Consider the following 12,866-nt stretch of genomic DNA (forward strand, 5'->3'; position numbering starts at 1 on the left):
GTACCCTTTTGGAACCTAAACCAGGTACTAATTTGAAATGGTCGTCACCCTGAATTCATTTCAGGGTCTTAATAGACAGAGAGGTGCTGAAATAAATTCAGCATACGACAATCCGTAAAACCTTCCCGCCTTCAACCTTTTTATTTATTGAAACAAATTCAACAGCTATCGGATCAAAGTGGCAATCGCTTTATTTCTGCAGTTGTTACTCCCAACTAAAAACGCCCAACTCCAAACCATTTCGATTATTTTTCAAGTCTCCCAATCTTTCACCTTCCCGCCTTCAACCTTCTTATGTGTCTGATTTGCCTGCTAAGTCCAACCAAAAACGCCCGACTCCAAGCTAATTCGGTTGTTTTTCAAGCCTTCTAACCTTTAACCTTCCCGCCCTCAACCTTTTTCCATATCTTTGCAGCAGAAACAGGCAACACAGCTTGTTTAGTTAATCCATAATACATTGGCTCAAGAAGAACAAAGTAACCGCAAAGAAAAAAGCGAGTTACATCCACGCAACAAACACCGTTCGCGTTACAATTTCAAACAACTTACTGCCGCTTCAAAAGAATTAAGACGTTTTGTTTTTAAAAACGAACATAACGACGATTCAATCGATTTTGCTGATCAAAATGCCGTAAAAGCACTAAATAGGGCGCTGTTGAAATATTTCTACGATATTCAGCAATGGGATATTCCACAGGATTTTCTTTGTCCGCCTATTCCCGGCAGGGCAGACTACATCCATTATATTGCCGACCTGCTGGGATCAAGCAATAAAGGTAAAAATCCCAAAGGAACTAAAATCAACGTGTTGGACATTGGCGTAGGCGCTAACTGCATTTACCCGATTATCGGTCATCAGGAGTATGGATGGAGTTTTGTAGGGTCGGAGATTGATCCACTTTCAGTTGAATCGGCAAAACGCATTATTGAAGCCAACAAACCATTGCAGGGTGCAATAGAAATCCGCCAGCAATCATCTAAAATGGGTATTTTCAGGGGGATTGTAGGTAGAACTGAGCGTTTTGATGCCGTGGTTTGTAATCCACCTTTCCATTCTTCCTTAAAAGAAGCTGAACAGGGTACCCGCCAAAAATGGCGCAACCTGGGCGGAAATGAAAAAGAAGTAAAACATGTATTAAACTTTGGAGGCAATAAGGCCGAGCTTTGGTGTCCTGGAGGCGAACGTGCCTTTGTGGAGCAGATGATTATCCAAAGTGCGCAGATTAAAAACCAGGTGTTATGGTTCAGTTCACTCGTTTCAAAAAGCGCAAACCTAAAAAGTATTTATAATGCTTTGGTTAAAGCAAATGCTTTTGAAGTGCGTACCGTTATCATGAGCCAGGGCCAGAAAATAAGCCGCTTTGTAGCCTGGACTTTTCAGGATGAAAGAGCACAGGATGAATGGGTAAAAGGATGGAATGTCTGAGTTTGGAGTCCGCAGTTTGGTGTTGTTAGTTTTGGCTGCATAATCCAATCAGATGGTACAGTAATGCCGAGTGGATATTATCATTCGGCATTTTTTTTGCAATTACTTTCATTAACTGCTTACTGAAAATTGCCAACTGCCAACTGTAAACTGCCAATCATTTTTTTTCATAAACAATCAAAATGGTTAGGTTGTTGCCTGGATCTGGCGCAATCCCGTGCGAACTGCCAGGTCGGGTTAAAATGGCATCGCCAGGTTTAACGGCAAAAGTTTTTCCGTTCATTTGCATGGTTCCTTTTCCACTGATCACATAATAAATTTCATCCTCCTTTTGCAGGTGGTAACCAATCGATGAGCCCGGTTTCAGGATTCTTTTCCTAAAGGCTGTTTTCAGGTTTTTGGCATTGGAGAAAAAGTTAAAGCCTATGGTTTTACCTCCGCCATTGTGGGTTCCTGTTTCTTCCTTAGCTACCTCAGCATCATTTTGCAAAATGTATTTACTGGTGTCAGTTGTTTGAGCTTTCGCGGCAATTGAAACAAAGAGGATAAAAAATAGTACGGCTAATGTTCGGTAACTCTTGTGGCTCATTTTTATGTAGGTTATTGGCTTAAGCTTATCTTTCCGCTTTAGTTTTTAGTCTTTAAGGTAAATTTAAATGTTTTGTCCTATTGTAGCCAATATCACTTAAACTTGTTACTAAACGTGATCGGAGTGGGCCCGGTTTTGGTGGACTCTTCATCGTCCCTTTCCCTAAGCATATTTTTTTAATTTGGAAACGAACGCGCAGTAATTCTTGGCTGTCTTTAGTCCTGCCATCCGCTTTACTCCCTTGCACTACGTGTTCGCTGCTGTCAGGTTTATTACCGAGGGGGCTGCTCCGGTTATGGGTGCCTAAAAGCACCCACATTTGTTACTAAACCCCTGCCCGTTTCAGGTGGGCGATCTTAGTAGATGCTCCCGATTTACGCACTGTTTTTTGTGTTTATTGGTGTGCTTGCTTGTTTTACAGGTTTCATCGGAGGATGAACGGGAGCGGGGCTGAAGTCCTCCAAAAGAACGGGACTGCTCATTTGCTAACCCTAAGCGTTAATGTTTTTAATTTGGAAAAGGACGCGCAGTAATTCTTGGCTGTCTTTAGCCCTGCCATCCGCTTTACTCCGTTGCACTACGTGTTCGCTGCTGTCAGGTTTATTGCCGAGGGGGCTGCTTCGGGATCTGTTGCCAAAAAGCACCTGGCCTTTGTTATTAAACCCGTATTCTTAGTGGGTGCTCCCGATTTTCATCCTACCGTGTGGACACATCTTTTTTAAGAATGGTATGGGCATTTTGCTAATCAACTTTAATAAAGCACTGATTTTAGCTAAGGACACTGTCAATCCCAAGAGCCGGGGGAATCAAAAAAACAGTAGCAGTCTAGATGAACTTGCACCAACAAACCTAAACGCAGTGGTTTTGTGTTCATAACGATGATTTAATTTTTAAAAAAAGATTGAACACAAACCCCGTAGGGCTCAATCAGACCAAAGAAAAAATAAACAATAACTGATTAAACGAAGTGCCGCTGTTTTTTTGATGCGCCTGGAATTGTGCAAAAGGCTCATTGCTGGATTGACGAAGCGCTTTGGGTACTTTGGCGCTCCAAAATGCGTAGCATTCTTGAGCACAAATGAAAAACAACTGCCTCTGCGAAAAACTACCATGCCACCGCGGCATAGAGCGGAAGAAAAATATCATAATTAATTGTGTCCACACTGTAGGATTTTCATCCGAGCAGGAACGGGAGCGGAGCTGAAGCCCTCCAAAAGAACGGGACTGCTCATTTCCTCATCAAAAGAACCAATATTTTTTCTAAATAAGCGATTTGTGTTTCTTCGGTCTCTAACCTTGCCCCACACCGACTCCGATTGAAGAAATCGGTGGTTACGGTTGATGTTGATAACCCGATAGCATCTTTTTTATGATAGTAAGACAATCGTTGATTTGCTTTAGGCTTTTAGCTTTAATCTTTCCCCTTTCGGCTTAAAACCATTTCCTTACATTTTACTGAAAAAACGGACTAAATAATATAGTTTTAGATTTGAATTCCAGTTCAATAATATTAGCTTTGCACAAAAAAATATTGATACATGAGCGTTTTAGTAAATAAAGATTCTAAGGTTATCGTTCAGGGTTTTACCGGAAACGAAGGAACTTACCACGCTGAGCAGATGCTGGCCTATGGTACAAACGTAGTTGGTGGTGTAACACCTGGCAAAGGTGGGCAATTACATTTAGAAAAGCCTGTTTTTAATACTGTTAAAGATGCCGTTGATCAAACAGGTGCAAATGTATCGATCATTTTTGTACCGCCGGCTTTTGCTGCTGATGCCATTATGGAAGCTGCCGAAGGTGGTATTAAAGTTATTGTTTGTATTACTGAAGGTATCCCGACAAAGGATATGATTCAGGTTAAAGAATATATTGCAGATCGTGATGTGACGCTTATCGGTCCTAACTGCCCTGGTGTAATCACTGCTGATGAAGCTAAAATTGGTATCATGCCAGGTTTTATCTTCAAAAAAGGTCATGTAGGTGTGGTTTCTAAATCAGGAACTTTAACTTACGAAGCAGTAGATCAGGTGGTTAAAGCTGGTTTAGGCATTACTACTGCGATTGGTATTGGTGGTGATCCGATTATCGGAACCCCAACCGTAGAAGCCGTAAAATTGTTAATGAACGATCCTGAAACACACGGTATCATCATGATTGGTGAAATTGGCGGTGGAATGGAAGCTGAAGCTGCACGTTGGATCAAAGAAAACGGAACTAAACCTGTTGTTGGTTTTATTGCTGGTCAGACTGCGCCTCCGGGACGTAGAATGGGTCACGCTGGTGCTATTGTTGGCGGTGCCGATGATACTGCAGCTGCAAAAATGAAAATCATGCGCGAGTGTGGTATCCGTGTAGTGGAAAGTCCTGCTGAAATCGGTGCTGCGATGGCAGAAGAATTGGCAAAGTAAGATTTTTAAAATTTACATAAAGAAAAGCGTTTCGATTAGGTTCGGAGCGCTTTTTTTGTTTAACCGCAAAGAACGCAAAGAGCAGTCGCAAAGCGCGCAAAGTTTTGTTTGTCCTTATTAAACCACCGAGTATATAAAGAAAGGCACAGAGAAAAACGAGGATTTAAGTAGGTCTCATTTTTTAACCGTAAAATTGGTTTTGAACACCAAATCGCAAAGCACACAAAGTTGGCCTTTGTTATTGTTTTTCGTTCGTCATTCCTACGCAGGCAGAATCTTAATGCCTTTGGTTAAGTTTAGCTTCGGGTTAAAACCACTTCATTTTGTTTCCCTTTCCTTTAGGAGAGGGACAGCACAGAAGATAATGAGCATCAAACTTTGTCAGGGTGAGGTAAACACTAATACAAACCCTTAAACCAGCAAACCAAAACAATATCTATAGCGTATATTGAGGTATGAAAACGATGTTAAATAAACTATTTTTGCTTTCTGCTGTTGTTTTAACTACAGGGCTATCTGCCTGTGCACAAAAGCAGGATAAGAAAGAAACAAAACAGGCAAAAGAAGCGACACAAATTATACCCAAGAAAAAGATGAACTGGAATCCATTAACGCCCGAAGAAGAAAGGGTAATTGTACATAAGGGTACCGAATATCCTGGTACAGGTAAATATGAACATACTACAGATAAAGGAACTTATACGTGTAAACGTTGTAACGCCCCGCTATACCGCTCAGAAAGTAAGTTCGATGCCCATTGTGGCTGGCCTGCTTTTGATGATGAAATTAAAGGCGCTGTTAAGCGTATTCCGGATGCCGACGGCTCACGTACAGAAATTGTTTGCGCCAACTGTGGTGCGCATCTGGGTCACGTGTTTTTGGGCGAGGGATTTACCAATAAAGACACCCGTCATTGCGTAAATTCGATTTCCATGAACTTTGTGCCGGATCAAAAATAAGGTGGATGTAGATGGGTTAGGTAGAGGCGTAAGGCGATAAGCTTTACGCCTTTTTTAATGCACAAAAATAGACTGTTTTTCCACAAATTATTGATTATAAACTAAATGCTTATATTTGCTGGCTCGATAAAGAAAATTTAGCCTATGAAGTATCTGCTGTTATTAAGTTTTTGTTTCCTGTTTTTACAAGGTAAAGCACAAAATTCTGGTTCATCAAATGAACCGGATCGTATCAAAAAAACAGTTCTCGCGACTTATTACCACAGAAAATTCGAAGGGCACCGAACCACCAGCGGCGCCAAGTACCGGTCGAAAAAACTCACAGCTGCACATCGTACCCTGCCATTCGGCACCATGGTTAAAGTAACCAATCCGGATAACGGAAAGTCTGTGGTAGTTAAGGTAAATGACCGTGGCCCTTTCTCTAAAAGATTGGCTATAGATTTGTCTGAACGTGCTGCAAAACAGATCGGTATTTATCGTAAAGGCATAGGTAAAGTAGAACTCAGTTATACGGTTGAATAATACTCGTTTTAGCTCTATTTACAGCTCAAAATACTCCTAAAATTTAAGTTATTAACACTCATTTTCGTTTGTTAAAGCCTTTAAAAGAAACAATTAGCTTTTTTTTTGCTTGAAAATGATATTAGGCTGATCGTTTTTCCCCAGCAATTGGGTGATGTGTTAACAACTTTGGTTCACAAAAAATAGCCCCCGTATATATATTTGTTATAACAAAGTTCTTTAACTTCTTGCGTTTGGAAACAAATATAAAAGCTTAGTTTTTAGTTAATTATAAGTAGATCTCTCAGATTACCATTCTAAATTTTCGCAACTAAAAATTCAGTTGTTTGCCGGACAATAGGGTTAACACTTTCACAGCAGCGTTTTGATCAAGACATTACAATCATCATATTAAAATTGATGGATGCATGTCTTCGTCGGCTCTGAAAAAAATAAGATTTAAAAACATCAGCGTATGGAACAGGAATTATTACTACAAGAAAACAAAGACAGGTTTGTGCTTTTGCCGATTAAGTATCCGAAAGTTTGGGAGATGTATAAAAGAACGGAAGCCAGTTTCTGGACTGCCGAAGAAATCGACCTTTCTGATGACCTGAAGCATTGGGAGAACCTTAACGACGGTGAAAGGCATTTCATATCTCATATTTTAGCCTTTTTTGCAGCCAGTGACGGTATTGTAAACGAAAATCTTGCAGTAAATTTCATGAGCGAAGTTCAGATTCCGGAAGCGCGCTGTTTTTATGGCTTCCAGATTATGATGGAAAATATCCATTCAGAAACCTACGCTTTATTAATCGATACCTACATTAAAGATCCAGAAGAAAAGGATCGTTTGTTCCATGCCATCGATACTGTTCCGGCAGTAAAAAGAAAGGCCGAATGGGCCTTACGTTGGATTGATAACGGAACCTTTGCTGAGCGTTTAGTAGCTTTTGCTGCGGTTGAAGGTATTTTCTTCAGCGGTAGTTTCTGTTCAATTTTCTGGTTGAAGAAACGTGGTTTAATGCCGGGCTTAACTTTCAGTAACGAGCTGATTTCAAGAGATGAAGGTTCTCACTGCGAATTTGCCTGCTTGTTGTACAGCATGTTGAGCAATAAATTGAGTGAAGAACAAGTGCATGGCATTATCAGCGATGCAGTTGAGATTGAAAAAGAATTTATTACCGATGCATTGCCGGTTGCCCTGATTGGCATGAATGCAAAATTAATGAGCCAGTATATCGAGTTTGTAGCCGACAGATGGTTACAGGAATTAGGTTACAAAAAAATATACAATGCAACCAATCCTTTCGATTTTATGGAAATGATTTCATTGCAGGGTAAAACCAACTTCTTCGAAAAACGTGTTGGCGATTATCAGAAAAGCGGTGTGTTAACTGCTGCAGATAACAAAGCACAAGCGTTTTCTTTAGATGAAGACTTCTAAGGTGGAAGGTTAGAAGGTTGAGGGTGGAAGGTTGTTGTAATCTCGATACCTGAGGCTCATTACTTAATACCAATTAATTAAATTACAAAATATAAAGCGATCATCAAGTCTTGATACTTGATACACGCTACCTAATACAAAACTTAAATCTCATAAAATATGTTCGTACTAAAAAGAGATGGCCGGAAAGAACCGGTGCAATTTGACAAAATCACAGCGCGTATTCAAAAACTTTGCTATGGTTTAAATTCAGATCTTGTTGATCCGATTGACGTTGCCAAAAAGGTAATTGAAGGTTTATACGATGGGGTAACCACGTCAGAGTTGGACAACCTTGCTGCAGAAACTGCTGCCTCGTTAACCACAAAACACCCTGACTATGCTTTGCTGGCCTCGCGCATTGCGGTTTCCAACTTACATAAAAACACCACCAAGTCATTCTCGGGTACGATGAAGATGTTGTACGAATATTTCGACCCGAAAGCGCAGAAAGAGGCTCCTCTTATCGCTGACGATATTTATGAGATCATTGAAAAAAACAAGGATATTTTAGATAGTTCGATCATTTACGACCGCGATTTCGGTTTCGATTATTTTGGTTTTAAAACTCTGGAAAAATCGTACCTGTTAAAAGTTAACGGTCAGATTGTGGAGCGCCCTCAGCATTTGTTTATGCGTGTTTCGGTTGGTATCCACAAAGAAGATATTGAAAGCGCCATTAAAACCTATAATTTAATGAGCGAGCGTTGGTTTACGCATGCAACACCAACGTTGTTCAACGCGGCTACACCAAAACCTCAAATGTCTTCATGTTTCCTGTTAACCATGCAGGATGACAGCATCGAAGGCATTTACGATACCTTAAAGCAAACTGCTAAAATTTCGCAAAGTGCAGGTGGTATCGGCTTAAGCATCCACAACATCCGTGCTACCGGTTCATACATTGGCGGTACAAATGGTACCAGTAACGGAATCATTCCAATGTTACGTGTATTTAACGATACCGCCCGTTATGTAGATCAGGGTGGAGGTAAACGTAAAGGTGCTTTTGCTATTTATCTGGAGCCTTGGCATGCAGATGTTTTCGAATTTTTAGATTTACGTAAAAACCACGGTAAAGAAGAAATGCGTGCACGCGATTTGTTCTATGCCTTGTGGATCAACGACTTGTTTATGCAACGTGTTAAGGATAATGGCAACTGGACCTTATTCTGTCCGCACGAAGCACCAGGTTTGGCAGATTGTTTCGGTAAGGAATTTGAAGAATTGTATACTAAATATGAAACCGAGGGGCGTGGCCGTAAAACCATTAAAGCACAGGAACTTTGGTTTGCTATCTTAGATTCGCAGATCGAAACCGGTACACCTTATATGTTGTTTAAAGATGCCGCGAACAGCAAATCTAACCAACAGAACTTAGGTACCATTAAAAGTTCTAACCTGTGTACCGAAATTATCGAGTATACTTCTAAAGATGAGGTTGCGGTTTGTAACTTAGCTTCATTGGCATTGCCTCGTTTTGTAATCAACGGTGCTTTTGATCACCAAAAATTATATGATGTAACTTATCAGGCTACTTTAAACCTGAATAAGATCATCGATCACAACTATTATCCTGTTCAGGAAGCCGAAAACTCCAACATGCGCCATCGTCCGGTTGGTTTAGGTGTGCAAGGTCTGGCTGATGCCTTTATCCTGTTGCGTTTACCTTTCGAAAGCGATGAGGCTAAACGTTTAAACAAAGATATCTTCGAAACCATTTATTTTGCTTCGATGTCGGCTTCGCACGATTTGGCAGTAAAACATGGTCCTTACCAAACGTTTAAAGATTCGCCATTATCTGAAGGTAAATTCCAGTTCGATCTGTGGAACGTAAAGCCAGATAGCGGCCGTTGGGATTGGGATACATTGCGCGAAAAAGTAGTTAAAGATGGTGTGTACAACTCATTATTGGTTGCTCCGATGCCAACTGCATCTACCTCGCAGATTTTAGGTAACAATGAGTGTTTCGAGCCTTATACTTCTAATATTTACACCCGCCGTGTATTAAGCGGAGAGTTTGTGGTGGTAAATAAACACTTATTGAAAGATTTAGTCGCTTTAGGTCTATGGAACAATGATATGAAAAACAAAATCATATTGGCCAACGGATCAATCCAGGCTATTCCTGAAATTCCTGATTACATTAAAGAACTGTATAAAACCGTTTGGGAAATCAAGATGCGTAATATCATCGATATGGCTGCTGACCGTGGTGCCTATATCTGCCAATCGCAATCATTAAACCTGTTCGTAAACGCACCAAACACATCAAAACTAACTTCAATGCACTTCTATGCATGGGAGAAAGGCTTGAAAACCGGTATGTACTACTTGCGCACACAAGCGGCTTCTCAGGCGGTTAAGTTTACCGTAGAGAACCAGGGCGGCAAAGCGATTGAAGCTGTTATCCCTGCCGAAATCCCACAAGATCAGGTAGCAGAAGAAATCATCACTGGCCCGGTTTGTACCATGGAAGAAGGTTGTATTAGCTGCTCAGGTTAAGGTAGCGGGTTGGAAGGCGGAAGATTTAAGGTCGCTAGCGCCGTCATTGTGATGCACGAAGCAATCTTAATGCAATAGTCGACCCCTTCTCATCATAAAGCAATAAAATAGATAAGGTTTTGGGCAAACGCTCAAAACCTTATTTTTTGTTTATATTTTTGTATTACAAAAGGTTTTACCTTAAACCTTACATCTCATGTCTTATACCTCTACTCATAGCAAACACGAAATCATTCCCTGCGAAAGATGCGGGAGCGCTATTGAATGCAAGGCAAATTCCTATACCAAATGCCAGTGCAGTGTGGTGCAACTCAGCATTAACGAAGTACAGTATATCTCCGAACTCTACGATGGCTGCCTTTGTGCCAAATGCCTGTTCGAACTGCAACAGGAATACAGAGAAGAAATAGGGGTATAAGTTTTAATTAATTATTGCTTTCCAGTTTATATACCTGGTCTTTGGCTAAACACCAAGGCATTGATAACGTTATCCCAAAAACGCGTTCGGTTAACTAATATCTATATTGTTTTCATTGTCCAGCTTTATGAGCATTGTCCTGCGGTTAGGTCGGTTCCTTAGGTCTAAAAAAAGGACATCTTTTTTGCATTAATTGTAATTTATACATTTAAAATTTCTGAGGCTATTTGTACAAATCTAAATGCCCGGATTTTGCTCATTATAAGCGTTCGGTCAGCTTATTCCAGGAAATGTCATCTGCAGATGACATTTTGCACTCAATGGATCCTGAGTCATTTTTGAGGCCTTAAAATCAATAAAAAATAGTTTCAAATTAAGCGCTGAAAATGATAAGAAAGCACATCATTTGATATCCATATCGCGCCTGATAAATGGTTTATCAGGCTTAAAAAAAAAGAAAAATATAAAAAGATTATGGAAGCGCTCATTTCTAATTACTGGTGGGTTTTAGTGGCACTGTTGTGCATTGTTTTATACAAATATATTTTACGTTTCCTATTCGGTATGGTCATCGTACCTGAAGACAGGATCGGGTTAATTACCAAAAAATTTGTGCTCTTTGGATCGGCAAGGGAATTACCGGACGGACGTATTATCGCGATTAAAGGCGAGGCAGGTTTCCAGGGAAAAACTTTGGCGCCGGGCTTATATTTCGGGATGTGGTTTTGGCAGTACAGTGTAAGCATGGAGCAATTTACCATCATCCCTGAAGGGAAAATCGGACTTATTATGGCTAAAGATGGGGCCGAAATCCCAACAGGCAATATCCTGGGGCAAAAAGTAGAATCTGATAATTTTCAGGATGCCGTAAAGTTCCTCGAAAACGGTGGTCAGCGGGGGAGGCAAACCGCTTACATTACTTCCGGTTCGTACCGGATCAATACCATGTTGTTTCAGGTTTCTGTTACCGATATGGTCCGCATTCAGGAAAGTATGGTGGGAATTGTAACTACGCTGGATGGTTTGCCGATCGAAGCTAACCAGATTGCGGGTAAACTGGTAGAAGGCCACAATAATTTTCAGGATTTTGATGCCTTTATAAGGCATGGTGGTAATCGCGGTTTGCAACCGCAGGTAATTCTGGCAGGTTCTTACAACTTAAACCCCTGGGCTATCCAGTTAGAAGAAATTCCCATGACTGAGATTGCCATAGGTTATGTAGGCGTGGTGATTTCGTTTATTGGTAAAGAAGGTGATGATTTAACCGGTGCTGATTTTAAACATGGTAATATTGTGGCTAAAGGATCCAAAGGCGTTTGGCTGGAACCGCTTGGACCAGGAAAATATCCGATTAACAAATACATTATGAAGGTAGAGCTGGTTCCTACAACCAATCTGGTACTCAACTGGGCATCGGCACGTAGTGAAGCACATAACCTGGATAAAAATCTATCAACTATAACCGTGCGCTCCAAAGATGGTTTCCCGTTTAACCTGGATGTGGCACAGATTATCCATGTACCCACCACCGAAGCGCCAAAAGTGATTGCCCGTTTTGGAAACATGGTGAATCTGGTTTCGCAGGTTTTAGAGCCTACCATCGGTAACTATTTCCGTAACTCGGCGCAGGGCAGCGATGTAATTGCTTTCTTAAGTACCCGTAAAGAACGTCAGGAATCGGCAAAAGAGCATATCCGTAAGGTACTTGATGAATATAACGTAAATGCGGTTGATACATTGATTGGTGATATTGTTCCACCAGAATCGCTAATGAAAACTTTAACCGATCGTAAAATTGCGGAGGAGCAAAAAGTGACATACGAAACTCAAAAACAAGCACAGGAAACCCGCCAGGGAATGGAGAAAGAAACTGCCATTGCCGATATGCAAAAAGATATTGTGAAGGCACAGCAAAGTGTGGAGATTGCTGAGCGTACCGCAAGTGCAACAGTGAAAAAATCGGAAGGTGATGCAGCGGGAGTAAAACTAGCGGTAGGAGCAGAGGCTGAGGCTACCAAAATGCGTGCTCATGCTGAAGCTGAGGCTACGAAAGCACGTGCACAGGCAGATTCAGAGGCGATTAAATTAAGAGCATCAGCAGAGGCAGAACAGATTTCGTTAACGGGTGGTGCCGAGGCGGGTAAAATTTTAGCGGTAGGTAAATCAACGGCCGAGGCTTACGAACTTGCTGTTAAAGCTTTGGGAGGCGAAAACTTTACCCGTTACAAAATTACTGAAGAGTTATCCAAAGGCAATGTGAAACTGATCCCGGATGTATTGATTGGTGGAAATGCCAGTGCGGGCGGTTCAGCAATGGATGGTTTATTAGGGTTAAAACTAATGGAGTTAATGGATCCTGAAAAACGTAAGGAGGTGGTTGCTGTTGCCGAAATTGTAGAAACCAAAACGAAACCGAAAAAGGATAATATCAATCCCTAAACAATTTTAAGAAAGCAGGTGAACAGTACTAAAAATGTTCATCTGCTTTTTTTGATATCGATTTCTGAGCTGTACTGGCTCCATTCTGCTAACATTTTTCGATTTTTGACACATTTTTAAATACCAGCT

At 40.9% G+C, this 12,866-nt stretch carries 9 protein-coding genes; 8 read left to right on the forward strand and 1 reads right to left on the reverse strand.

Annotation, left to right across the window (positions count from 1 at the left end; genetic code table 11):
* Positions 1 to 457: 457 nt before the first annotated feature.
* Complete coding sequence (gene rlmF / locus DV942_RS18930; RefSeq protein WP_145860161.1) at positions 458 to 1,426, forward strand: 23S rRNA (adenine(1618)-N(6))-methyltransferase RlmF; 969 nt, start codon at positions 458 to 460, stop codon at positions 1,424 to 1,426.
* Positions 1,427 to 1,583: 157 nt separating this feature from the next.
* Here the strand turns inward: rlmF and DV942_RS18935 are convergent, their stop codons facing one another.
* On the reverse strand, positions 1,584 to 2,015 hold the full coding sequence (locus DV942_RS18935) for a cupin domain-containing protein (protein WP_145860162.1): 432 nt from the start codon (positions 2,013 to 2,015) through the stop codon (positions 1,584 to 1,586).
* A gap of 1,538 nt (positions 2,016 to 3,553) precedes the next feature.
* On the opposite strand from DV942_RS18935, the gene sucD reads away from it, so the two are divergent.
* The 7 genes from sucD to DV942_RS18970 all read left to right on the forward strand — a co-directional run bounded on the left by sucD (position 3,554) and on the right by DV942_RS18970 (position 12,737).
* The gene (gene sucD / locus DV942_RS18940) at positions 3,554 to 4,426 is read left to right on the forward strand and encodes a succinate--CoA ligase subunit alpha (RefSeq protein ID WP_090984694.1); all 873 of its coding nucleotides are present in this window, start codon (positions 3,554 to 3,556) and stop codon (positions 4,424 to 4,426) included.
* Positions 4,427 to 4,881: 455 nt separating this feature from the next.
* Complete coding sequence (locus tag DV942_RS18945) at positions 4,882 to 5,385, forward strand: methionine-R-sulfoxide reductase (RefSeq protein ID WP_090984690.1); 504 nt, start codon at positions 4,882 to 4,884, stop codon at positions 5,383 to 5,385.
* Positions 5,386 to 5,529: 144 nt separating this feature from the next.
* The gene (locus DV942_RS18950) at positions 5,530 to 5,910 is read left to right on the forward strand and encodes a septal ring lytic transglycosylase RlpA family protein (protein WP_090984688.1); all 381 of its coding nucleotides are present in this window, start codon (positions 5,530 to 5,532) and stop codon (positions 5,908 to 5,910) included.
* Positions 5,911 to 6,364: 454 nt separating this feature from the next.
* Entirely contained in the window at positions 6,365 to 7,336 is a 972-nt protein-coding gene (locus tag DV942_RS18955; protein ID WP_090771670.1) for a ribonucleoside-diphosphate reductase small subunit, read from the forward strand.
* Between the two features lie 159 nt (positions 7,337 to 7,495).
* The gene (locus DV942_RS18960) at positions 7,496 to 9,880 is read left to right on the forward strand and encodes a ribonucleoside-diphosphate reductase subunit alpha (protein WP_145860165.1); all 2,385 of its coding nucleotides are present in this window, start codon (positions 7,496 to 7,498) and stop codon (positions 9,878 to 9,880) included.
* A 196-nt stretch (positions 9,881 to 10,076) separates the two neighbouring features.
* Complete coding sequence (locus DV942_RS18965) at positions 10,077 to 10,298, forward strand: cysteine-rich CWC family protein (RefSeq protein ID WP_145860167.1); 222 nt, start codon at positions 10,077 to 10,079, stop codon at positions 10,296 to 10,298.
* Positions 10,299 to 10,772: 474 nt separating this feature from the next.
* Positions 10,773 to 12,737, forward strand: coding sequence for an SPFH domain-containing protein (locus DV942_RS18970; RefSeq protein WP_145860169.1), 1,965 nt, complete (start codon positions 10,773 to 10,775; stop codon positions 12,735 to 12,737).
* Positions 12,738 to 12,866: the final 129 nt, after the last annotated feature.

Origin of the sequence: Pedobacter suwonensis (genome assembly GCF_007833675.1) — a bacterium.
Taxonomy (GTDB): Bacteria; Bacteroidota; Bacteroidia; order Sphingobacteriales; family Sphingobacteriaceae; genus Pedobacter; species Pedobacter suwonensis.

Coding starts and splice junctions, on each gene's coding strand:
- DV942_RS18970 (WP_145860169.1), top strand. CDS start 10,773: ATGGAAGCGCTCATTTCTAATTACTGGTGGGTTTTAGTGGCACTGTTG.
- DV942_RS18960 (WP_145860165.1), top strand. CDS start 7,496: ATGTTCGTACTAAAAAGAGATGGCCGGAAAGAACCGGTGCAATTTGAC.
- DV942_RS18935 (WP_145860162.1), bottom strand. CDS start 2,015: ATGAGCCACAAGAGTTACCGAACATTAGCCGTACTATTTTTTATCCTC.
- DV942_RS18945 (WP_090984690.1), top strand. CDS start 4,882: ATGAAAACGATGTTAAATAAACTATTTTTGCTTTCTGCTGTTGTTTTA.
- DV942_RS18955 (WP_090771670.1), top strand. CDS start 6,365: ATGGAACAGGAATTATTACTACAAGAAAACAAAGACAGGTTTGTGCTT.
- sucD (WP_090984694.1), top strand. CDS start 3,554: ATGAGCGTTTTAGTAAATAAAGATTCTAAGGTTATCGTTCAGGGTTTT.
- DV942_RS18950 (WP_090984688.1), top strand. CDS start 5,530: ATGAAGTATCTGCTGTTATTAAGTTTTTGTTTCCTGTTTTTACAAGGT.
- DV942_RS18965 (WP_145860167.1), top strand. CDS start 10,077: ATGTCTTATACCTCTACTCATAGCAAACACGAAATCATTCCCTGCGAA.